The sequence below is a fragment of the Acinetobacter tjernbergiae DSM 14971 = CIP 107465 genome, assembly GCF_000374425.1.
Lineage (GTDB): Bacteria > Pseudomonadota > Gammaproteobacteria > Pseudomonadales > Moraxellaceae > Acinetobacter > Acinetobacter tjernbergiae.
The window spans coordinates 13,482-34,804 of the sequence record NZ_KB894367.1 but is presented as its reverse complement, the minus strand read 5'-3'; the positions used below and the strand labels follow the sequence as shown (position 1 = coordinate 34,804).

Annotated in this window: 23 protein-coding genes and 1 pseudogene; 13 read left to right on the top strand and 11 right to left on the bottom strand. The window is 37.5% G+C overall.

The window, feature by feature from the left end; all coding sequences use genetic code 11:
* Positions 1–27: 27 nt before the first annotated feature.
* Genes C502_RS0111760 through C502_RS0111750 form a run of 3 tightly spaced genes read left to right on the top strand, consistent with a single transcriptional unit; the run spans position 28 to position 3,577 of the window.
* On the top strand, positions 28–858 hold the full coding sequence (locus tag C502_RS0111760) for an enoyl-CoA hydratase-related protein (RefSeq protein WP_018679018.1): 831 nt from the start codon (positions 28–30) through the stop codon (positions 856–858).
* A 42-nt stretch (positions 859–900) separates the two neighbouring features.
* Positions 901–2,421 carry a phytoene desaturase family protein gene (locus C502_RS0111755; protein WP_018679017.1) on the top strand — a complete coding sequence of 507 codons (1,521 nt, stop codon included), beginning with the start codon at positions 901–903 and terminating at the stop codon, positions 2,419–2,421.
* Entirely contained in the window at positions 2,414–3,577 is a 1,164-nt protein-coding gene (locus tag C502_RS0111750; RefSeq protein WP_018679016.1) for an FAD-binding oxidoreductase, read from the top strand. The genes C502_RS0111755 and C502_RS0111750 overlap by 8 nt, the downstream gene beginning before the upstream one ends.
* A gap of 61 nt (positions 3,578–3,638) precedes the next feature.
* Here the strand turns inward: C502_RS0111750 and C502_RS0111745 are convergent, their stop codons facing one another.
* From C502_RS0111745 to C502_RS0111725, 5 genes are all read right to left on the bottom strand, one after another.
* Positions 3,639–4,730: a 3-deoxy-7-phosphoheptulonate synthase gene (locus tag C502_RS0111745; protein ID WP_018679015.1), complete on the bottom strand. Its 1,092-nt coding sequence runs from the start codon at positions 4,728–4,730 to the stop codon at positions 3,639–3,641.
* A gap of 117 nt (positions 4,731–4,847) precedes the next feature.
* Positions 4,848–5,735, bottom strand: coding sequence for a sulfite exporter TauE/SafE family protein (locus C502_RS0111740; RefSeq protein WP_018679014.1), 888 nt, complete (start codon positions 5,733–5,735; stop codon positions 4,848–4,850).
* A 459-nt stretch (positions 5,736–6,194) separates the two neighbouring features.
* Positions 6,195–6,476 (bottom strand): hypothetical protein, encoded by a 282-nt coding sequence (locus C502_RS0111735; protein WP_018679012.1) that lies wholly within the window; start codon positions 6,474–6,476, stop codon positions 6,195–6,197.
* Positions 6,473–8,029, bottom strand: a complete 1,557-nt coding sequence (locus tag C502_RS0111730) for a PepSY-associated TM helix domain-containing protein (protein WP_018679011.1) — start codon at positions 8,027–8,029, stop codon at positions 6,473–6,475. Before C502_RS0111730 ends, C502_RS0111735 begins: the two co-directional genes overlap by 4 nt.
* Before the next feature lie 2 nt (positions 8,030–8,031).
* Positions 8,032–8,325 (bottom strand): hypothetical protein, encoded by a 294-nt coding sequence (locus C502_RS0111725; protein ID WP_018679010.1) that lies wholly within the window; start codon positions 8,323–8,325, stop codon positions 8,032–8,034.
* A 248-nt stretch (positions 8,326–8,573) separates the two neighbouring features.
* Here C502_RS0111725 and lpxB point away from each other — a divergent pair, with 248 nt between their 5' ends.
* Entirely contained in the window at positions 8,574–9,752 is a 1,179-nt protein-coding gene (gene lpxB, locus C502_RS0111720) for a lipid-A-disaccharide synthase (protein WP_035308164.1), read from the top strand.
* A 33-nt stretch (positions 9,753–9,785) separates the two neighbouring features.
* Here the strand turns inward: lpxB and C502_RS0111715 are convergent, their stop codons facing one another.
* On the bottom strand, positions 9,786–10,655 hold the full coding sequence (locus C502_RS0111715) for a DUF2797 domain-containing protein (protein ID WP_018679008.1): 870 nt from the start codon (positions 10,653–10,655) through the stop codon (positions 9,786–9,788).
* 38 nt (positions 10,656–10,693) lie between these two features.
* Here C502_RS0111715 and C502_RS0111710 point away from each other — a divergent pair, with 38 nt between their 5' ends.
* Both C502_RS0111710 and C502_RS0111705 read left to right on the top strand, forming a co-directional pair.
* On the top strand, positions 10,694–11,155 hold the full coding sequence (locus C502_RS0111710; RefSeq protein WP_018679007.1) for a DUF6231 family protein: 462 nt from the start codon (positions 10,694–10,696) through the stop codon (positions 11,153–11,155).
* Between the two features lie 114 nt (positions 11,156–11,269).
* Entirely contained in the window at positions 11,270–11,896 is a 627-nt protein-coding gene (locus tag C502_RS0111705; protein WP_018679006.1) for a YidB family protein, read from the top strand.
* A gap of 60 nt (positions 11,897–11,956) precedes the next feature.
* On the opposite strand, the gene C502_RS0111700 is transcribed toward C502_RS0111705, so the two are convergent.
* The 3 genes from C502_RS0111700 to C502_RS0111690 form a co-directional block, all read right to left on the bottom strand.
* Positions 11,957–13,048 carry a porin gene (locus C502_RS0111700; RefSeq protein ID WP_018679005.1) on the bottom strand — a complete coding sequence of 364 codons (1,092 nt, stop codon included), beginning with the start codon at positions 13,046–13,048 and terminating at the stop codon, positions 11,957–11,959.
* 254 nt (positions 13,049–13,302) lie between these two features.
* Positions 13,303–13,716 (bottom strand): HIT family protein, encoded by a 414-nt coding sequence (locus C502_RS0111695; RefSeq protein ID WP_018679004.1) that lies wholly within the window; start codon positions 13,714–13,716, stop codon positions 13,303–13,305.
* Between the two features lie 93 nt (positions 13,717–13,809).
* Positions 13,810–14,079: a YARHG domain-containing protein gene (locus C502_RS0111690; RefSeq protein ID WP_018679003.1), complete on the bottom strand. Its 270-nt coding sequence runs from the start codon at positions 14,077–14,079 to the stop codon at positions 13,810–13,812.
* 240 nt (positions 14,080–14,319) lie between these two features.
* Here C502_RS0111690 and C502_RS0111685 point away from each other — a divergent pair, with 240 nt between their 5' ends.
* Positions 14,320–14,556: a hypothetical protein gene (locus C502_RS0111685; RefSeq protein ID WP_018679002.1), complete on the top strand. Its 237-nt coding sequence runs from the start codon at positions 14,320–14,322 to the stop codon at positions 14,554–14,556.
* An 86-nt stretch (positions 14,557–14,642) separates the two neighbouring features.
* Here the strand turns inward: C502_RS0111685 and C502_RS0111680 are convergent, their stop codons facing one another.
* Positions 14,643–15,515 carry an NAD(P)-dependent oxidoreductase gene (locus C502_RS0111680; RefSeq protein ID WP_018679001.1) on the bottom strand — a complete coding sequence of 291 codons (873 nt, stop codon included), beginning with the start codon at positions 15,513–15,515 and terminating at the stop codon, positions 14,643–14,645.
* Between the two features lie 3 nt (positions 15,516–15,518).
* Positions 15,519–16,604: an alpha/beta fold hydrolase gene (locus tag C502_RS0111675; protein WP_018679000.1), complete on the bottom strand. Its 1,086-nt coding sequence runs from the start codon at positions 16,602–16,604 to the stop codon at positions 15,519–15,521.
* A gap of 134 nt (positions 16,605–16,738) precedes the next feature.
* Here C502_RS0111675 and C502_RS0111670 point away from each other — a divergent pair, with 134 nt between their 5' ends.
* The 6 genes and pseudogenes from C502_RS0111670 to C502_RS18300 all read left to right on the top strand — a co-directional run.
* On the top strand, positions 16,739–17,926 hold the full coding sequence (locus C502_RS0111670) for an O-succinylhomoserine sulfhydrylase (protein WP_018678999.1): 1,188 nt from the start codon (positions 16,739–16,741) through the stop codon (positions 17,924–17,926).
* A 12-nt stretch (positions 17,927–17,938) separates the two neighbouring features.
* Positions 17,939–18,268 carry a YbaB/EbfC family nucleoid-associated protein gene (locus tag C502_RS0111665; protein WP_023274592.1) on the top strand — a complete coding sequence of 110 codons (330 nt, stop codon included), beginning with the start codon at positions 17,939–17,941 and terminating at the stop codon, positions 18,266–18,268.
* An 84-nt stretch (positions 18,269–18,352) separates the two neighbouring features.
* Positions 18,353–18,949 (top strand): recombination mediator RecR, encoded by a 597-nt coding sequence (recR, locus tag C502_RS0111660; protein ID WP_018678997.1) that lies wholly within the window; start codon positions 18,353–18,355, stop codon positions 18,947–18,949.
* 279 nt (positions 18,950–19,228) lie between these two features.
* A complete protein-coding gene (locus C502_RS0111655) occupies positions 19,229–20,371 on the top strand; it encodes a ribonuclease D (RefSeq protein ID WP_018678996.1) in 1,143 nt (380 codons plus the stop codon).
* Between the two features lie 376 nt (positions 20,372–20,747).
* Complete coding sequence (locus tag C502_RS0111645; protein WP_018678994.1) at positions 20,748–21,062, top strand: hypothetical protein; 315 nt, start codon at positions 20,748–20,750, stop codon at positions 21,060–21,062.
* A gap of 11 nt (positions 21,063–21,073) precedes the next feature.
* Positions 21,074–21,292: pseudogene (locus C502_RS18300) on the top strand (hypothetical protein); the annotation flags it as partial.
* Positions 21,293–21,323 lie beyond the last annotated feature (31 nt).

Genomic DNA, 21,323 nt, shown 5'->3' with positions numbered 1-21,323 from the left:
TTTTCACTCAACAAAAGGAAAAGCAGCATGGAGAAGTGCTATGAGTGCTTTCATGTCACAGTACATGAGGGTGTTGCTCATTTACAACTTTCACGACCACATAAAGCCAATAGTCTCAATTTATCATTTTGGAAAGAGTTTCCAAAAGCAATCCAACAACTGAATCATTCAGGTCTCGTGCGTGCCATGATCATTTCAGCAGAAGGTGAGATCTTCTGTGGAGGGTTAGACTTACAGATGTTTGCTGAGCGTCCAGAATTTCATGCTCAAAATGTATTAGATCGAGAAACCATCCTGTTGAGCCTGACCGAAATGCAACAAGCATTGAGTTGTTTAGAAACTCTGCGTTTCCCTGTGATTGCAGCAATACACGGCGCTTGTATTGGTGCAGGCTTAGACTTAATTGCTGCCTGCGATTTTAGTTTTGCAAGTATGCAGGCACAATTCAGAATTGAAGAAATCAATGTTGGTATGATGGCAGATGTTGGGGTATTACAGCGATTGCCGAAAATTATCCCAGATAATATTGCGCGATATTATGCATTTACAGGAGAAACATTAACGGTTACTGAAGCTTATCGCCTCGGTTTAGTGGTTAAAGTACTAGAAAATAAAGAACAACTCTTACAGCATGCGTTTAAAATTGCACAAAAAATTGCGAGTAAACCACCTGTTGCCATACACGGCAGCAAACGAAGTCTCGTCTATGCACGTGATCATAGTGTCTCGGCGGCACTAGAGCATACGACTTTGCTACAAGCAGCGATTCTAAATGGCAGCGATATTCAGCAGTCGATTCAGGCACGAATGAGTAAATCAATTGCTCAGTTTGATAATTTACATGAGTTTAGTTTTTAATTTTTTTATTCATATCTTACTGGTGTTAAGATGAGGTGAAGCATGTCAAATTATGATGTGGTGGTAATCGGTTCAGGCAATGCGGGTTTAACGGCGGCTGTGACTGCTCAGCGAATGGGCAAGAAAACGTTGTTGGTAGAAAAACATAATATTCCAGGAGGATGTGCAACTTCATTTGTACGTGGTGATTTTGAGTTTGAAGTTGCATTGCATCAATTAAGCGGTCTTGGTACCGAAGATAAACCTTTCATTATGCGCCAGATTTTCAACGAACTGGGTGTGATGGATAAAGTTCAATTTGTACAAGAAAAAGAGCTTTACCGTTTAGTGATTCCAAATGAGCTAGATATTACTTTACCCGCAAGCTGGTCAGGTATTCGTAAGGTATTGCATGAACAATTTCCACAAGAAATAAGCAATATCGACCACTTTATGCAGATTTGTGAACATTTAACGATGGAGAGTTTTAAAACAGTTCCACATGCGCAAAGGTTACAAGATCAAGCATTCTTAGAGGCACATTGTCCATATTTTATGAAATATGGTTTTAGAACACTATCCGATGTTGTGAATGAAATTTTTCAAGATCAGAAATTAATTTCTGTGGTGATTGCATATTGGTATTACACAGGCGCAGCACCAAATCGTATGTTATTTAGCGATTTAGCTATCATGTTATATGCCTATGCAGTTTTTAAGCCGTGGCATATCAAAGGTGGATCACAGGCAATGTCCAATGCTTTACTGGAATCTTTCTTGGAAGCAGGAGGTGAAGCCCGATTTAACTGTGGCGTAGAGAAAATTTTGACTCAGGATGGGAAAGTTTCTGCTGTCCGTTTGGAAGATGGAAGTATTCACTCATGTCACGCAGTGATTTCTAATGCTAGCCCAATTTTAACCTTCAATGAACTATTAGATATTGAAGCTCCAGAAAAAATCAAACTCGACTTCAAATCAAGACGCATGGGCACTTCAGCATTTGTGATTTATTTAGGGTTAGACCGCACCCCTGAGCAATTAGGTATTCACGTACCTTCGATGTTTATTTCCAGAACCACAGATTGGGAAAAAGTTTACGATGTGATGGAAACTTTTCATAGCCCAATTAGCGGCATGTTGACTTGTTACAACGTGGATGATGCGGATGCTGCACCTACAGGCAAAAGTCAGGTGGTTCTAGTCTGCCTACAATATGCAGATGTTTGGAATAATGTCGCACCAGAACAATATGCCAAAGTGAAATATGAATTTGCAGATCAATTGATTGACTTGATTGAATCAACAGTTTGCCCAGAAATTCGTACCCACATCGAAGAGTTAGAAGTTGCAACACCACTAACCATGATGCGTTATTTAAATAGTCCAGGTGGTGCGATTTATGGTTTTAATCAAAATTCGACCGACTCCGCCTTGATTCGTGATCGTTTAAATAGGGTTGAGGGGCTTTATTTTGCAGGTTCATGGACATCAATGGGCGGATTTCAACCGACTTATACCGCAGGCGTATCTACAGCAAGAGCTGTCGTTAAAACATTACAAAAACAGGAGTTAGAACATGTCTGAGATCAATGTATTTAATGCAGTGTCTGGCTTCCATGAAACCCTAGCATTTAAACAACAATTAGAGCAAACAGGAACTGATTTTTCAGAGCGTCATGGGCAAGTAAAAACTCTGATTGATCAACTACACCCGAAACGACTTCAGCTTCAAGTGAAAGATATCTTGACTGAAACAGCAACGACCAAAACCATTCGTTTCGTTGCAACTTCAACTAAACAATTACCAGCCTTTCAAGCAGGTCAATACATCAATCTATTTGTGAACATTAATGGTGTAAATACAGCTCGACCTTATGCAATTGCATCCATGCCCTTAGAGTTAGATTTTTACGATATTACAGTGAAGAAAGCAGATGGAGGATTTGTTTCACATTATCTCGTTGATCAACTACAAGTAGGTCAAATCATTGAAAGCAGTGGCCCAATGGGTAATTTTTATCATAATCCACTTTTTCATGGGCATGAATTGGTTTTCCTTGCGGGTGGTTCAGGTAGTGTGCCTGCTAGAAGTATGTTACGCGATATATTGACCAAAAATTTAACGTATGATTTCCATTTGATCTATGTCAATAGCTTTGAAGATGATGTGATTTATGCCAATGAATTACGTCAACTCACAAAGGAATTTCCGAATTTCAAACTTACGGAGTTTGTCACTCGCCCAAGTGATCTTTATCAGGGAACAAGGGGACGTTTAAGCCTAGAGCGGTTGCAAAATCTACTTGGGGAAAGTCGACAACAAATGTTTTATATTTGTGGGCCAACGCCATTTAATGAAAACTGCCTAAAGCTGTTAACAGAAATCGGTATTCCTAAACGTCGAATTCGAGTTGAAGCGAATGGCGCACCCAAACATCCAGAAACTCAATTAGGTTGGCCACAAAGCATTTCCTTGGATCAGATTGTGACGATTACCGTCAAAGGTAAAGGGCATTATCAATCTAGAGTAGGCGAACCATTATTGAATAGTTTGGAACGAAACGGTTTTTTTGTTGAAAATGCATGTCGTTCTGGAGAATGTAGCTTGTGCCGAGTCAAATTATTGTCAGGTAAGGTATTTAACCCACAAGAGGCTCATCTGCGTAAATCAGAACAACAATTTGGTTGGATTTATAGTTGTGTGGCTTTCCCTGTTACAGATATAGAAGTACAGATTTAATATTTTAGACACTAAAATTAAAAACAGGCTCATAAGAGCCTGTTTTACATCTATTTAAAGATTAACGATTTGGCAAAACATCTTTTAATGCTTCATGCATTTCTAATAATGCTCTTTCTGTTGTATCCCAATCGATACAGCCATCAGTCACAGATTGACCGTATACCAAATCACATAGGTTTTCAGGAATATCCTGACGACCGCCTTTGAGATGGCTTTCAACCATGATACCTACGATTGATTTATTACCATCAAGAATTTGTTCTGTGATGTTTTTGAGAACCAAAGGTTGTAAGTATGGGTCTTTGTTTGAGTTTGCATGACTGGTATCAATCATGATTTTGTTACTCACTTTTGCTTTAGCTAAAGCAGCCTCTGCATCAGCAACTGATGAAGCATCATAGTTTGGTTTACCATTACCACCACGTAAAACAACGTGTGCATAAGGGTTACCATTGGTATTGATAATTGCAACTTGACCATTTTCATTTAAGCCAAGGAAGCTATGACCATGTTTAACTGATTGCATTGCGTTGGTTGCAACCGTTAAACCACCATCAGTACCATTTTTGAAACCGACAGGTGATGATAAGCCAGAAGACATTTCACGGTGTGTTTGGCTTTCTGTAGTACGTGCGCCAATCGCAGACCAAGAAATTAAGTCTTGATAATATTGTGGAGAATTTGGATCAAGTGCTTCGGTCGCACATGGCAAGCCTTTTTCATTTAATTCAAGTAAAAGTCCGCGACCAATATGTAGACCTTTCTCAATATTGAAAGAATCATTCATATCTGGATCGTTGATTAAACCTTTCCAACCTACGGTCGTACGTGGTTTTTCAAAATAAACACGCATCACAAGGTACAAAGTATCTTTTACTTTTTCACTTAATTCTTTTAAGCGATCGGCATATTCATTTGCAGCTTTAACATCATGGATTGAACAAGGCCCAATCACCACAAACAAACGTTTGTCATTGCCGTCTAAAATATTACGTACAGTTGCACGTCCTTGTAACACAGTTTGAGATGCAGCTTCAGATAAAGGAAGATCAGCTTTCAGTTCCGCAGGGGTAATTAGAGTTTGAATGCTTTTAATATTAACGTCGTCGATATCTGGCTGAGAAACTGGATTTGACTGTAGAGTATTCATTGCTGTCACAAATTCAATCGAAAGAAGAGGTTATTTTGTCTACGAATATAGCATGAAAAGCCGATTGATTAACTATCGATTCGCAAAATTGCGCAAAAACAATCGGCTTTTTTAGAATTAAACTATCGTTGATGAATGGCTTACTTGTTGAACGACAGCAACTTTATGCGTTTCAACTGGTTTCGGTTTTGCTTTTATTGGGTTCACCATAAAGTTAATGCCAAGTGCAAATAAGGTAATACCTAGAATTCGGCGAATTAATCGTTCTGGCATACGTGAGCTGATTAAAGTTCCGACAATGATTGCAGGGATCGAGCCAACAAGTAACCACATCAATAAGCTAAAGTCGACATTCCCAGCAGACATGTGGCTTAAACCAGCGACTGCCGTAAGCATGACAGCATGCACAACGTCAGAACCAATAATACGAATCATTGGTAAATTAGGGAACATAATCACGAGTGCCATGATGCCAAATGCGCCAGCACCGACAGAAGATAGGGTGACGAAAACTCCCAAAACCATACCCATGATCAAGATATATAAGCGTTTATGTTGAAGTGCATGCTGTTCGCTTTCCATATTCGCTTGCTCACGATTACGAAAACGATCAAATAACTTTTCAATTTGGCTACGGAATACAATTGAGATACCCGTCAATGTCAACATAAAGCCCAATACCATGGTCAGTACAGCTTTATAGTGCGTTGATTGGCTTAGATAATGTTCGAGTACCCAAGAAGTGGCAAAAGATGCAGGAATACTCCCTAGCGCAAGCCAAAGAACAATTGGCCATACAATATTCAGTTTTTTTGCGTGTACAACAGAACCACAAAATTTAGAAATAGAGGCATATAATAGGTCTGTACCAATGGCAATATGAGGCTCAATTTTGAATAAACTAATCAAAATAGGGGTCATCAGTGAACCACCGCCAACACCTGTAATACCTACACAGAAGCCAACCAAAACCCCAGCTAAAATAAATTCCATCGGACCGAACATCGACAATATGCCTAATTATGCTAAAACGAGCATATCTTATGCTTTTTTTAGATAAACCGTTGTGATGAATAGTGATTTATTTATGAAAAAAAAAGCTAAAGAGGACATGTTCATTTGAATTAAAAATTCTATTGCTATTTATCTTACTAGTAATGGTTCTGTGTATGAATAAAGGTGCTCAAAGGATTTTCAGACCAAATAATGTTAAAAATAATTCAATGCCTGATTGCAATGTTTACTATGAAGACGTATGCAAATATTGGCAAGAGCGAAATAGATTCTGCATGTTGTCAAGAGAATCTCTATTGTTTAGGGAGCGTTGTGAAAAATGAAATGTTGTGGTGACAAAGATCAAAAGGCTTCAGAAGAAGACCATAGCCATCATGGGCATTGATGTTTAAAACCCTAAGTTTAAGCATGCACTACTGATGTAGTGCATGCTTTTATCCATATGAAGGTTTATTTTTTATTTGGTTTTAGTTCATTGACCGATAAAACCAGCATAAAGGTCACAGGTGTTGCAAATATCCACCAACTGATAAATCCAACTGAGTTTCCATACTCTAAACAAAGTAGGCTTACTGCAACTAGAAAACAGATAAATGCAGAAATGCCGATTGGGGTTTTAAAACGCTTCAAGAATTGTTGTTGAGTAGCTTTTGCCTTGGTGATTTGTTTAGCACTAGATCGGTATAGTAAAAACATACCGATGAATGTTAATAAAAGGCTGAAAAAAATCATGCTTTTACCTCATTCTTGGCTAATTTTGTTTTGATCTTTTGTGTAGATTTTTCTTGAATAGGTTGAATGTTTCTAAAAATAAATACAGCAAATAAGGCACAAACGAACAGAAATAAATCAATACGCAAGAATAACCAATAACTTGATAAATCTGAAATCAGTCGATGATTGATTAAATAGACCAAATCATATACGGGTAAAGCAAGGGCAATCAGTCCAAAGATAAACACTTGTGATTTCCATAAGTATTGTTTCTTGGTGAAAAAAGCAAGAAGCAGACTAAGTACCCAAGTACTGAAGAAGGTATAGATTTCATAATTGGGTGTGGTTTCAGTGATATGTATAAACCGATTGGCAAATAAATAGCTAAGCATTGCGATTGGTAAACCAATAAATGCAGCAATATTTAAACGATCAACCAAGTAATAGCCAAAATGAAATTGTTGAGATTTATTTTGAATCTGGCGTTTTAAACTCCATAACAATAGCCCCGAAGCAATCATTAAACAGCCCAATATACCAGAGCAAAAGAAAGCGAACCGTAATACAGGTTGTGCAAAAGTTGCCATATGTAAACCATATACACCAGCATTGAGTGTTGCAACGGCGCTTTCATTTTTGGTATTCGCAAGGACTTTCCCATGCGTATCAAAGGTGATCTGCGCTTGATTTAGCGTGATAGAGCGATCTTCTAATTGCTTAAATGTGATGATGGCTTGATCCGTATTTGGATTTTTAACCTCGATAGAAGCTAAAGCCTGATCTCCCCATTGCTGTTTTACCGTTTCTAATAATGTATTGATAGATCGCATTTCGGTTTTAATTGGTGCTGTTTGCTGATCCGTACTTTTATTTATGGTTCTAATTTCAGTGAAATATTGAAACGGGTGATCTGGATATAATTTTTTCATTCCCCATGGCAAATAGAGGTAAAAGAAAATCGCTAATCCTGTAAAGGTAATTGTCAAGAAAAAGGGAAGTGCAAGGACTGAAGATACATTATGAAAATCGAGCCAAGAACGTTGTGATTTAAAGGTTCTCAATGTAAAGAAGTCTGTAAATATTTTTTTGTGGGTAATAATTCCTGAAACCAATGCAATCAACATAATAAAGGCTGCAATACAAATCATCAGTCGACCGATCAGAACAGGCAAGCCGTATAGTTGAAAATGAAAATTATAAAAAAAGTCTCCACCTTGGGTCGCAGAGAGTTTCAATTCTTGCCCCGTATTCGCGTCTAAATTACGGCTTTCATAGCCTCCAGTGGCTTTTTCCCAGTAAATTTTATTTACAGGCTCTTCAGGGTTCGCGATATTGAGATACCATGATTTAGCATCAGCTGCATTTTTTTCTAAATATTGAGATGCAGTCTGAATCGCAGTAGCTTGGTTGATTTGATATTGTGAGAGTTGAGGCTGCATCCACAAATTAATTTGATGACGATAATATGAACTTGTTCCCATCAAAAAAATAGCAAATAAAAGCCATCCAAAAATTAAACCTGCCCAAGCATGTAACCACGCCATTGATTGGCGAACGCCTTTATTTTGCATTTTTAATTTAAACCCAAAGATAAGCCAAACAATGTACCTGTCAAAATTAGGCTGATCACAGTCAGTTTGAGTAATGAGTTTGCACAAAAACTAATGATGATGAAGCCCAAATAAAAGAGAGTCGCAATAAATGCTGCCAGATAAACGGCTTCCGCTTTATCTAAAACCGCTGTTAATAACATGGTCAGGCTAATACTTAAATACATCATACAGAGATAGCCAAGAACAAAGCTCAGCACAAAGCGATAGAAAATGCTCAGTCGATAGACAAGCGGAATAGATGCAGATTTAGCCATAAAGGGTCTTGAAGCGGAAGAAGGGAGAAATAAATCACATATGGAAATGATTCTTGTTTATATTAAATCTTCGCTGAATTTCAATCAATTCTTCATTCATCGTAAATCTAGATTGTATTTAGAATAATAAATGCCATCTTAGATAATATTTACTGTTCACCAATCATGAACAAATTGCATTATTTCTAGTGATTCGGTGTAAAATCATTCTGTTAGAATCATTTAAAAATTTGAATGGGGCATTGGTCTTGTTAAAGCAAAAACTAAAAATTGGTATCGTCGTTGGAGAAGTTTCAGGAGACACTCTAGGCGTCAAACTGATGCGTAGTTTTCGTGAACAAGGGATTGATGCTGAATTTGAAGGAATTGGTGGGCCGCAAATGATTGCGGAAGGTTTCCATAGTTATTATCCAATGGAAATCTTATCGGTTATGGGAATTGTCGAGGTTTTAAAAGATTTAAAAAAATTATTTGCTGTTCGTGATGGTTTAATCGAGCGTTGGGCTGAGCATCCAGTTGACATTTTTGTTGGGATTGATGCACCAGATTTTAACTTACGTTTATCTAAAACCATTAAAGAAAAAACCTTACCGATTAAGACGGTTCAATATGTCAGTCCATCGGTTTGGGCATGGCGACAAGGGCGGGTTCATGGGATTAAACGTAGTATTGATCTGGTGCTGTGCTTATTTCCATTTGAAAAAACCTTTTATGAAAATTATCAGGTGCCCGCGGCCTTTGTTGGGCATCCACTCGCAAAACAATTGCCATTAAAAAACCCAATTGTAGACGCAAAACATCAATTGGGTTTGTCAGCACATGAATTGCACGTTGCTTTATTGCCTGGCAGTCGTAAAAGCGAAATTGATCGCTTATTGCCTTTATTAATTGGTGCGGCGGAGATATTACATAAAAAATACCCTGAGCTTGAGTTTCTGATTCCTGCAATTAATGATGCACGCAAACAACAAATTGAGCATGGGATTCAGAGTTTAGATGCGACACTAAAATCAAAGATTTACATTCTAGAAAATACGGATGCAGAATCTAAAATTGGTCGTATGGTCATGAATGCAAGTGATATCGTTGCACTCGCATCAGGAACAGCAACGCTTGAAGCGATGTTATTACATCGTCCAATGGTGACATTCTATAAGTTGCATTGGTTAACTTATATGATCGTCAAATTGCTTGTGAAGATTCCTTATTATTCTTTACCGAATATCATTGCAGGTAAAAAAGTCATCCAAGAACTCATTCAAGCAGATGCGACACCTCAAAATCTTGCGATCGAAATCGAAAAGTTAATGGACAATGAAACGGCGCATATTCAAATGATGCAGCATTTAAGTATGCATAAACGTTTAATTTCAGGTGAAACAGAAGATCCTGTAACTGCAATTTTAAATTGCTTAAAAGCAAATTAAATAGAAAAGGTGGCTTTAAATGCCACCTTTTTATTAGGTTCTTAGAATCAGTTCGTAACCTGTATATTTACGAATATTGATTACACCAATATCGAGTAACAGATATTGTCCTTTAATACCATGTAACACACCTCGAATTTTTGGCGTTTTATCCAAGTTTAACGATTTAATTTTTTCAGGATATTGTTCAACAGGATAAATAAACTCTTTGGGTAACTCATGTTCTAAAAATTCCAGCTCTTCATTGAATTCAAGATTTTGGCTAAACTCATCTCGAATCGTTTGAATTTTAGGTGCGAACTCTTCAAGAATTTGATCTCGTTGCTCAATGAGGTTCAAGGGTTCAGCTTCACCTTTGAGGAGTTTACGCCAATCCGTCTTGTCAGCAATTTGAGTACCGATTAGCGTTTCCAAATGACCAGATAAACGACGGGAACCCACTTTCAAAATAGGTAGAGCTTGTGTAGCACCTTGATCAAGCCAACGCGTCGGCATATTAACGATACGGGTAATTCCGATTTTCAAAGCACTGGAATTGGCTAAATACACAATATGTGGTTGAAAACAGACCTTGTGTGCAAATTCATCTTCACGACAAGTTCCGAGGTGATAATGGCAGGTCTCAGGCTTCATAATACATAAATCACATTCCGCTTTTGTTTTAAAACATTTAAAACAATGTCCTTGCGAATATGACTTTGGTGTTTTAGCGCCACAAGAGGTACAAAAAACATTGCCCGTCCATTCAATCTCTAATTCCTGACCTAATATAAACGGTAGATCAGTTTCTGAACGATCTAATATAAATTTATATTCAACATTTGCCTTGCTGCTTGGTTGATCAGTTACACTATGCGTTTTGAGCGCTGCATGCATTTTATGACAAATGCCTTGTAGTTCCATCAATAAACTCTCATCTTTTTCAATCAAGGATTGCAGTTATGGCTGAACAAAATGTCATCACTTCTATGCTAGACGATTTATCCCAAGAACAGCCTATTCATACTGCACTTTGTATCGGTCAGCAGATTGACCAAAATGCTTCAATTCAATGGCACTATTTTAACGTAACTGACTTTTTAAATCAGCCATTTACACAACGTTATGATCTCGGTTTTGTATTATTTGATACAGATGAAATGCAAAATATGAGTGAAACCCAAAAAGTGCAGTTATTAGTGAAACTACGAGATTTGATGGCAAAACGGATTGTTGTTGTTAGCAAATTGGGGGATGAGAAATTATTGCGTTCACTTGGTTTTACTCAACTCATTGATAAAACGACGCATGATAGTGATTTTGCTTTGTGGCAATTTAATATTTTGACCTATAAGCATGTACCAGATTGGTTTAATTCTAAGTTCTGGGCAAACCCAGAAAATTGGAATAAGTTCCGTTGGTAAGTGCTCTAGAATGTATTGCAAACTCTTGCAAAATTTAACAATTCAATTTTATTCTGTCGTTTCAAAGCAGCGTATGCTTTTGGGTAAATAATTCCAAAAGGGAAAATTTAACTCATGACAGATTTAACCAATATTGTTGAAATTTTAGCAAAACAGGCATTAGGTGGTCAGCAACAATCAGGGCAGAGTGGTTTAGGTGGCGGCTTAGGTGGAGTGTTAGGTTCAGTACTAGGGCAGCTCGGTGGGCAACAGCAAAATACACAAAATCAGCAAAGCGGTTTGGGTGGAATACTAGGTTCTGTTTTGGGGCACTTAGGTGGTGCAAATACTTCAATACAAAATAACACGACTGGGACTAGTAATACGGCGCAAACTTTATTGATAGCGGTTTTACCTTTAGTTTTGGCTTGGATTCAAAAGCAAGGCGGCTTGCAGGGTGCCTTGGATAAACTAAAAAATGCCGGTTTATCGAATCAAGTCCAAAGTTGGGTAGATCCACAGCAACAAAATGCACAAGATGTGCCAGAGCAAAATATTCAAAGTTTATTTGATGACCAAGATGTAGAACAAGTTGCACAACAAATTCAGGCACCGAAACAAGCCATTTATGGTGCAATTGCTTCAGTTTTACCACAAGTGATTGACTCATTAACACCTCAAGGTGGAAACACCAATCCACAGGAAGCCAACAATGACATTCAACAGGTTTTAAACATTGTGAGTGGTTTCTTAAAAAAATAAAATAGATAAAACAAAAGGGCAATATGCCCTTTTGTTTTTTATTTAGAACTGAACTTCAAATTAGAAGTTATATTCCATACCTAAACCGATCACAGTTTTCTTATCATCTTTAGTTAGCCAGTCACGTTTTTGTTGACCAACAACACCATAGAAACGAGCTTGTTTGTTGATTTGGTAATCCGCACCTAGACCGTAAAGATCTTGTTTGCGATCTACACGACCATTAGATTCAGTGGTTGCAGAAATATATTCAGCTTTCAACTTGATTGGCGTAGATGGAATTACATATGCAGCTGTTAAACCATATGCATCTTCTTGCAAACCCTTGTAAGAAGTTACCACAGAAGGAGTACCAGCTGTAGTGGTTACGGTGTCATCTGATGGTTTAGCCGTTTGCCATAATGCACCAAATACCAGACCATCAACACCAGCTTGAGTTAAATCTAAAGAACCTGTTACACGAACAGCGTCAGTATAGATGTCAGATAAGCTATATGCGCTATATTTAGATGCAACACCAAAGTTACCTGCTACAGCAGCAGCTAAGCCAATATCTTTGTTGTCATAAGTGATCGAAGCTGAAACACCATCACCAAAACTATCACGACTACCTTTTTTACCTTTAGCAGCACTATCAGCAGTAGAAGATTCTTCGCCTTGTTGGAACATAATATTAAATGCTACGCCACCTAACAGTTTCTTATCAGTTTCAAAACCAATAACATTGTTTAAGCGGTCTTCGCCTGCTAAAACAGCAGTCATATCTAATTCATTGTGATCATTAAAGATATCTTGGTTATTGCCAGCTGCTGTTTTAAGGTATGAGTCAAAACGCCCAACTTTTAAAGTTGCAATACCATCAGCCTTAATACCAATATAGCGGTTACGCATACCAAGGTCAGTACCATCACCATCGGTATTTACTTGCCATTCAGCTAAGTAAACTGCTGAAAGGCTATCTGTTAATTTTTCTTCGCCCTTAACACCAATACGAGAAGCGTTTGAATTTACTTTTGTTACGCTTTCGTCTTTAAAGCCATTCTTGTCGATTTGATCTAAAGTTACATTGAGCTTACCATACAATGTTGGTGCTGCTTGCGCTGCATTCATGGCTAAAGTTGCTACAGTAGCAGCAAGAAGCAATTTTTTCATTGAGATTTCTCCAAAACACTTTTTTGTAAACGGCAGTTGCCTTCATTACTGTTATAAGCTTGCTTATGTACAAAAAGTTACATAGCTCACCGACTTGTATGCAGTATCGGCAAACTTTGTTACAGAGAAGTGAAAGAAAAATGACAGTTTAATGACGATTCATATTTGGTAATAATTTTCTTTGTTATTGATTTTAATCATATTGCAAAGTAAAAACGGAGTCATGAGACTCCGTTTAGAGAAATAATTTTAACTTAAAGTGCTGCTTTAATCTTTTCAGCCAAAGCTTTAATTTTCTCTTGATCTCCCATTTGTACCGCATGGCGACCAAGCTCATGAACTGAACTTGGAATCAAATGAAAATGTACATGAGGAACGGTTTGTCCAGCAGCAACACCTGAAAGTTGCATTAAGACAATCCCTTTCGCATCTAAAGCAATTTCAATTGCTTTAGCAATTTTTTGAACGATTTGAATTGTGTATGCAGCCGCATCAGCAGGTAAGTCAAGCAAAGTAACAGCAGGTGTTTTAGGAATAACTAAAGCATGACCATCTGCTTGGGGCATGATATCCATAAAAGCGAGTACCTGATCATCTTCATAGATTTTGATTGCAGGTAATTCATTACGAAGAATTTTTGCAAAAATATTTTGGTCGTTATACGCCATTATTAATCCCTTATAAGTAGAGTAAATAAAAATAAAAAATATCCTCTCTAATAAAGAGAGGATGGGCAAGCGATAGGTTTATATCAGCTAATTTTATTTACAGTTCAATTCTTTTTGGCGCTCTTTAATCTTGTCTAGAAGCTGTTGCTCTTTGTCGGAAAATTTTGGCTTGGTTGTACGACAATTTTCATTACCAAATTTTGCTTTAGCATCGGCATCTTTAAAACAAAAATCTTTAGAAGCATAGAGAAGGTTGTGATCATCTTGAAGTTTTTTACACTCTTGTTCAGGTGTCGCTGCTTGAGCATTAAAACCAATCAAGGTTACTAAGCCAGCAAAAACAGCAGCAGTAAACTTATTCATGAGGTGTTCCTCTAATTAAAAGGGTAGTAACCAAGAGTCTTATTAAACATATTAATGGTTTCTGCTTTGGTCACAACGTAAATACTAATATACGGTCTATCAATGAAATTTCAATGAAACTATATTGTGTAAGTGTAATTTTTATTCATAATTTATTCACATACTAAATAAGAACCTGAGGTGTAGCAAAAGTATTTAAAGAATTTCTAAAATATAATGTAAATTTAAGTATATTATTGTATGCTTATTGCAATTATTGAGAATAATTCTTCTTTTGGGGTGGTAGCTATGAGATTGAATGAGAAAATGGGCGTAATTGCTTTTTATGCAATTCTTGTTGTATCCCTCATTATATTCGGTTTTGGGATCGTATCTAGAGATAATATGATTTCTGGTATTGGTATATCATTGTTTATATGCGCATTTTTGGTAAAATCTGAATTTAAGTTAGAAGTATTATTTTGGAGAAATCGCTAACTAAAGTTAGGTTAAGATAGGAGAATAGGGCTACTATAATATAACAACCTGTTCTCCCATTCCAATTCACCTATACCTTGAGATTTTTACTTCAGTATAATTTTTGTCCATGCTTCATACATTTTTACAGCAGAAGAAAAGTCACTATTCGGTTCGGCTGTAAGGTTTGCTGCTTGGATCAAACTTTGAGTGAGTGCAAGGATCGGGGCTGGAAGTTTCGCTTCATGCACTAAATCCAATGCAATACCTGTATCTTTTGCGAGCAAAGGCAATGCAAAAGTTACAGGGAATTCACGGCTGAGAACACGCTGTGGAAAAATAGTTTCTGTGACCATGCTTTTACCGCTAGATGCATTAATACAATTTAAAGCCGCATCTAGGTTTACGCCATGTGCTTTGAGTGTGCTAAACCCTTCAGCAACTGACCATAAATTGACTGCCAGTAACATGTTATTAATTGCTTTTACGGCAAAACCAGCACCAGAATCGCCTACATGTTGAATTAGTTTTCCGATTGCCGCCATAGCAGGATAAGCACACTCAAAAGCATTAACATCTCCGCCCACCATAACCGTAAGTGTTGCATTTTCTGCACCAATGGTTTGTCCGCTGACAGGCGCATCGAGAAAATCAATATTTTGTGTTTTCAATCGTTCTGCTAGACGGCGCGCTGCCTCAGGAACACCACTGGTGCAATCAATCCAGATTGCACCTGATTTAATGTTCACATTATCAATTAATGTTTCAACATCATCACTGGTCGGCAAGCAAGAAAAGATCACATCTGCCTGAACAGCTTCAGTAAGTTCAACCGCTAAAGTGCCATATTCTGTTGCATGTTGCTTAGCTTTATCAAAGTTACGATTCCAAACGTAAACTTTTTCGAAATACTTGGGTAAATGCGCAGCCATGCGATAGCCCATAGCACCTAAACCGATGAATGCAACAGATTGAGTCATAGTTTACCTTTTTATTGGAGTTGAGCGTTCTGTTAACCAAGTTGTCAGTGTTGGCCAGAACTCAATTGAACTGTTTTGACTAGACATTAAACCTAAGTGCCCGCCAGGTATCAAAGTAAACGTGACATCTTGACTATTTGTCAACTGTGTTAAAGGAAAAGCTGCCTCAGAAGTAACAAGTTGATCGCTTTTACCGGCACCAACTAACAATGAACATTCAATGTTTTTAAGCTCAATGGTTTTATTCTTTAATGTGATTGCACCATTTTTTAATGGATTTTGCATCCAGACATTAAACAGCATATCTTGGTTGATACCACCGGGGTAATCAATCATATTGTTTAAAAAATGGCTCAGTGTTGCATCTTCTTGTACCAGTTTAAGGTTATCGAGATTTTTGAGTAACTGAATATTGCCATCAATCCAGCCTTTTGGGTCTAACAGTTTGAAGCCGAGTGAATTTAAGAAACCTGGTGAATGGATCATTAACTTTGGTAGGCGATTATAAATATAGTCCTTGATCACTGGATTACGTGTAGTGACATAAGCTAAGGTTTTATAAAGTCTGCCAATATAACCTGATGCGTAACTATCAATCGGGCTACCTAGAACGATTAAATTCTTAACAGCATTAGGTTTATGCCGTGCTGTATAAAGTGTTACAAAAATTCCAGCCATACTCCAACCGTGCAAAGAAATCTTTTCTGATTTGGAGTGCTTTTGGATAGCTTCAATACAACGTGGAATAAATTTATCGATAAAAGATAAGAAATTCACTTGGTAGTTCTTGTAAGTCAACTTACCCCAATCAATTAGATAAACATCAAAACCACTCTCTTGAAAATGTTTAATCAAAGAACGGTAAGGATATAGATCATAAATATCCATGTTGATGGCTAATGGCGCTGTGAAGACCAATGGCTCTCGGTAACGTTTATTTTCTGAAGCATAAAAACGTACACGGGTTTGCTTAAATTCTGCAATCACTTGATAAGGTGTCGATTGTGACAATACAAGCCTATCTGCATCGAAGACACGCATAGCGAGATGTTTAAAATTTATTTTTTGCTGTTCTACAAGTGATTTCATCTTTGAAAGTCTCATCATGAGTCAAGATTGCACGAAGTCTAAGCGATAATTTCATCTTACGCCTTGACCTTAAATACATTAGACGCTCAAAATGTTGGCACATTTAAACACCTGATCATAAGGCATACAAAACGATGAATCCAAGCGATGATTTAGAATACCAACTGGAAACACTGGCTATTCGAACAGGGCATGATCGTACCTTTGAAGGGGAACATAGTGAACCTATCTTTTTAACGTCTTCTTTTGTGTGTGCAAGTGCTGCTGACGCGGCTGCAAAATTCTCTGGGCAAATCGCAGGAAATACTTATTCACGCTATACCAATCCAACAGTCCAAGCATTTGAAAAGCGTTTGGCGATTTTGGATGGTGCAGAACGTGCAGTTGCGACCAGTTCTGGGATGGCAGCAGTACATGCTATTTGTATGGCATATTTAAAAGCAGGCGATCATGTGATTTGTTCTCGCGCTGTTTTTGGTTCAATTATTGCTCTATTTGAAAAGTATGTTGCGAAGTTTGCGGTTGAGGTAACTTTTGTTGATTTAGGCGATCTTGAGGGTTGGAAACAAGCCATTCGTCCGAATACTCGTTTACTCTTTATTGAAACACCATCGAATCCACTAGCACAAGTGGGTGATATGCAGGCGATTGCAGATATTGCCCATGCACACGGTGCATTATTTGCTGTCGATAACTGTTTCTGTACGCCTGTATTACAACAACCAATCAAGTTCGGTGCTGATTTAGTGCTTTATTCAGCAACCAAGTATATTGATGGTCAAGGTCGTGCCTTAGGTGGTGCAGTTGTCGGAAAGCATGACTTACTTGAAGAAATCAACGGTGTGATTCGTACTTTGGGTAATTCAATGAGTCCATTTAATGCATGGATTTTTTTGAAAGGCCTAGAAACTCTGAGCATTCGTATGAAGGCGCATTGTGAAAATGCACAAATACTTGCGGAGTGGTTACATCAACATGAAAAGGTTGAGAAAGTTTACTATGCAGGTTTACCAGATCATCCTGGACATGAGTTGGCGAAAAAACAACAAAAAGGTTTTGGTGGTGTCGTCTCATTTGTAGTGAAAGGTGAACGTCAAGGTGCTTGGACAGTGATTGATAACACGCGTTTCTTATCAATTACCAGTAATCTAGGGGATGTTAAATCAACAATTACACATCCAGCAACGACCTCGCATGGTAGAATGTCTGCCGAAGCCAAACAGGCAGCAGGAATTGAAGAAGGCTTAATTCGTGTCTCTGTTGGTTTAGAAGACATTAATGATATTATTCGTGACTTATCACGCGGTTTAGATTTAATTTAACGAGAGAAACTTATGAACATTAATATGCTCATGCAGCAAGCTCAGCGCATGCAAAAAGATATGGAATCAAATCTTAAAAAAGCCAAAGAAGAGCTTGCTAAAACTGAAGTGCATGCTGAAGCGGGCGGTGGTTTGGTCAAAGTGACGATGACTTGCCGTAATGTCGTTAAACGTATCGAAATTAGCCCAGACTTGTTACAAGATGAAGCAGATATGATTGAAGATTTGATTGCTGCTGCAATGAATGATGCAGCACGTCAAGTTGAAATCATTTCAGAAGAAAAACTTCAAGGTGCGAATTCAGGTATGGGCTTACCACCAGGTTTATCTGGCTTATTTTAAATCCCTCCCAGTCTCCCTTTTTTTAAAGGGAGGAGTACCCCTCTTTATTAAAGAGGGGTTAGGGGAGATTATGAGAGTTTATTTGTGTTTAGTGAACGATTTGAACAACTAGTTCAAGCATTGCGTATTTTACCAAGCGTTGGTCCGAAATCTGCACAACGGATGGCATTACACCTATTGATGAAAAATCGTGAGGGTGCATTTGGATTGTCTTATGCATTGCATGAAGCATCAAGCCATATCCATGAATGTCTTGTTTGTCATTCACTCACTGAAAATGACGTTTGTGATATTTGTGCTTCTGTAGAGCGAGATGAACAATTACTCTGTGTGGTTGAGTCTCCTGCCGATGTGATGGCGATTGAGCAGAGTGGAAGTTTTCGTGGGAAATATCATGTGCTTGGTGGGCATTTGTCTCCGCTGGATGGTATCGGCCCCGAAGAAATTGGGATTCCATATCTGATTCAGCGTTTAAGTCAAGGGCAGATTGAAGAAGTGATTTTAGCAACCAATGCCACTGTGGAAGGTCAAGCGACAGCACATTATTTGGTTGAAGCAACGAAACATTTGCCGATCCATATGACTCGGATTGCTCAAGGTGTACCGCAAGGCGGTGAATTGGAATATGTGGATAGTCATACCTTGAGCCAAGCTGTACACAATCGTATGAAAATGAAGTAGTTTTATATTTATTGTAAATTCATGCTATTAATTTAAGCAAATAACTCACCTTTATATTTTGTCTAACATTATTTTAGGTATATTTGTTTTAATTTATGGCACTATGAGCAAACGAAAAGGATTTTCGTTTTTTATGAATGAAATAGGAGTAATTTCATGTTTTTCATGTGGAATAGTGATTAAATTATTTTTTTATATCTGATTTAGTTTCGTTTTAGCAAAAAATTGTTGTTTTACAATCGAATTGCTAGTGTTTTTTATTATTTTACTTGAGCAAATATGTTTCAGTTCATTCAACAGCAAAAAGACCTTGCTGTTCTCCTTAGCCAAATGGAACAATGTTCTACCTACGCACTTGATACCGAGTTTATTAAGGTTGATACGTTATATCCCAAACTTGGGGTTTGCCAAATTAATTGTAATGGTCAAATTGCTCTATTAGATGGAGCAGCACTGGATCTAGAACAATTTTGGCAAAAAATATTTGCTGCTCAACAAAATATCTTTCATGCCTGTAGTGAAGATATTGATCTGATTTATCATTATGCCGATCAGAAACCACTAAACAATGTATTTGATACACAAGTGGCAATGGCTTTTCTGGGTCATGGTCTTCAGGTGAGCTATCAAAATGCATTAAAAACTTGTTTGAATATTGATATAGATAAAGATCAAACTCGTTCTGACTGGTTAGCACGTCCTTTAAGCCAAGATCAAATCACTTATGCCGCAAATGATGTCTTATACTTAACAAGACTTGCGGAGACTTTGAAAAATGATTTACAAAGCAAAGGGCTTTATCAATATGTTTTGGATGATTGCCAGAATCTAACCAAAGAAATTGCCATAGAGACTCCATTAGCAGAGCTTTATACTGATATTGGTAATTATCGTCATTCACGTCGTGAATTAATGCAATTACAACAACTTTGTATTTGGCGTGAACAAATTACTAAAGCGATGAATCAACCACGTAGCTTTATTCTTAAAAACACAACTATGCTCGACTTGGTGGAAAAGAATCCACGTAATAATTTTCAGCTCTCGCAGGTTAAAGACATTCGTCCAAATGTTGTTCGTGAGCATGGTAAAATGATCTTGGACTTGTTGAAATTTCTACCGCCTGAAAATGAGTGGCCATTAAGAATGGCTCGACCTGTTAAAAGTAATTCAAAAGAAGTTGCACCTCAGGTCGATGCTTTAATTGACCGTGTCGTATTTGAGACAGGAATACCTAAAGAAGTATTGCTACGTAAGAAATGGCTGAATGCAATTTATGAATACGTGGTTTTTCATTTAGATGAGCATGAATTACCAAGTTATTTATTGGGTTGGCGTTATGATATTTTAACCAAACCACTGGTTACACTATTGCGAAAAGACATTGAGTACTTAGCAACACAGATGAAGAATGCTAAGTAAATAGAGTAGCCATGAAATATAATTAAAAAAGCCACATAAGAGTGGCTTTTTTAATTATATTTCAACTGGTCTTAAATGGTAAATCAATACCAACATCAGCATCGTTCCATACTACTTCATGACCTGAAGCCTAGAATTCTGTCATTTTTTCTGTTGCATAACCTGCCAAAGTCTGTGCTGATTTGCCTGCTTTTTTATGCAAGTGAATAGACAATATGATTGGATAAAAAACACATACGCTATAGCCACAGGTGAGATTAAGTACGATCAAGATATTAAAGGTACTTATTTTGAATAATATTTTCCAATAGGCGATAAATATCAAAATATATCGCATATTTTTGATCCAAATCATCTCTATCAAGGTGATGTGAGATTGCCACGACAAACGCAACTCTTTGCTTTAGGTAGTATTCTACATTTAATACAGAATTCATATTCACGGTCACATACACATCGTGAATTTGGAGTATGGAAAATTAAAGAATTTTATAAATATCCGAATCATAACCACTGTTTAAGCGATGCAGGGGCGATAACAAATAAAACTGAGATTGAAAAAGCAGTTAGTATGTCGACAAGATACTTAAAAATGAAAGATGGTAAGGAAAATGATTGGTGTACTCATATAACTCCTTTTATTAAGGGCGTATTTGATATGAGTGATATTATCGATGAAAAGTGTAAGTAGTCTTTAGGCATATCCATTTCCAAGATGATCCAACATTTGTTGATGGTGTGAATGGTGCTACCAATGAATCGTTATTAAATATCCTGATTCATCGTACCCAATACCTAGACAGTAAATTCCCATCAGACCAGAACAAACAAGCTATTGCTGCAATGCAAACAGCTTTAGCTGCATTTGATGCACGTACAGCGGAACGTCAAGCGCACGGTGTTGAAGGACAGTACGTCTAGAAGTAATATTTAATTCAATGTTTTATATAAA

What these genes read in the sequence shown, in the direction of transcription:
- C502_RS0111760 (WP_018679018.1), top strand. Translation starts at nt 28, where the DNA reads ATGGAGAAGTGCTATGAGTGCTTTCATGTCACAGTACATGAGGGTGTT.
- C502_RS0111755 (WP_018679017.1), top strand. Translation starts at nt 901, where the DNA reads ATGTCAAATTATGATGTGGTGGTAATCGGTTCAGGCAATGCGGGTTTA.
- C502_RS0111750 (WP_018679016.1), top strand. Translation starts at nt 2,414, where the DNA reads ATGTCTGAGATCAATGTATTTAATGCAGTGTCTGGCTTCCATGAAACC.
- C502_RS0111745 (WP_018679015.1), bottom strand. Translation starts at nt 4,730, where the DNA reads ATGAATACTCTACAGTCAAATCCAGTTTCTCAGCCAGATATCGACGAC.
- C502_RS0111740 (WP_018679014.1), bottom strand. Translation starts at nt 5,735, where the DNA reads ATGTTCGGTCCGATGGAATTTATTTTAGCTGGGGTTTTGGTTGGCTTC.
- C502_RS0111735 (WP_018679012.1), bottom strand. Translation starts at nt 6,476, where the DNA reads ATGATTTTTTTCAGCCTTTTATTAACATTCATCGGTATGTTTTTACTA.
- C502_RS0111730 (WP_018679011.1), bottom strand. Translation starts at nt 8,029, where the DNA reads ATGCAAAATAAAGGCGTTCGCCAATCAATGGCGTGGTTACATGCTTGG.
- C502_RS0111725 (WP_018679010.1), bottom strand. Translation starts at nt 8,325, where the DNA reads ATGGCTAAATCTGCATCTATTCCGCTTGTCTATCGACTGAGCATTTTC.
- C502_RS0111715 (WP_018679008.1), bottom strand. Translation starts at nt 10,655, where the DNA reads ATGGAACTACAAGGCATTTGTCATAAAATGCATGCAGCGCTCAAAACG.
- C502_RS0111710 (WP_018679007.1), top strand. Translation starts at nt 10,694, where the DNA reads ATGGCTGAACAAAATGTCATCACTTCTATGCTAGACGATTTATCCCAA.
- C502_RS0111705 (WP_018679006.1), top strand. Translation starts at nt 11,270, where the DNA reads ATGACAGATTTAACCAATATTGTTGAAATTTTAGCAAAACAGGCATTA.
- C502_RS0111700 (WP_018679005.1), bottom strand. Translation starts at nt 13,048, where the DNA reads ATGAAAAAATTGCTTCTTGCTGCTACTGTAGCAACTTTAGCCATGAAT.
- C502_RS0111695 (WP_018679004.1), bottom strand. Translation starts at nt 13,716, where the DNA reads ATGGCGTATAACGACCAAAATATTTTTGCAAAAATTCTTCGTAATGAA.
- C502_RS0111690 (WP_018679003.1), bottom strand. Translation starts at nt 14,079, where the DNA reads ATGAATAAGTTTACTGCTGCTGTTTTTGCTGGCTTAGTAACCTTGATT.
- C502_RS0111685 (WP_018679002.1), top strand. Translation starts at nt 14,320, where the DNA reads ATGCTTATTGCAATTATTGAGAATAATTCTTCTTTTGGGGTGGTAGCT.
- C502_RS0111680 (WP_018679001.1), bottom strand. Translation starts at nt 15,515, where the DNA reads ATGACTCAATCTGTTGCATTCATCGGTTTAGGTGCTATGGGCTATCGC.
- C502_RS0111675 (WP_018679000.1), bottom strand. Translation starts at nt 16,604, where the DNA reads ATGAAATCACTTGTAGAACAGCAAAAAATAAATTTTAAACATCTCGCT.
- C502_RS0111670 (WP_018678999.1), top strand. Translation starts at nt 16,739, where the DNA reads ATGAATCCAAGCGATGATTTAGAATACCAACTGGAAACACTGGCTATT.
- C502_RS0111665 (WP_023274592.1), top strand. Translation starts at nt 17,939, where the DNA reads ATGAACATTAATATGCTCATGCAGCAAGCTCAGCGCATGCAAAAAGAT.
- C502_RS0111655 (WP_018678996.1), top strand. Translation starts at nt 19,229, where the DNA reads ATGTTTCAGTTCATTCAACAGCAAAAAGACCTTGCTGTTCTCCTTAGC.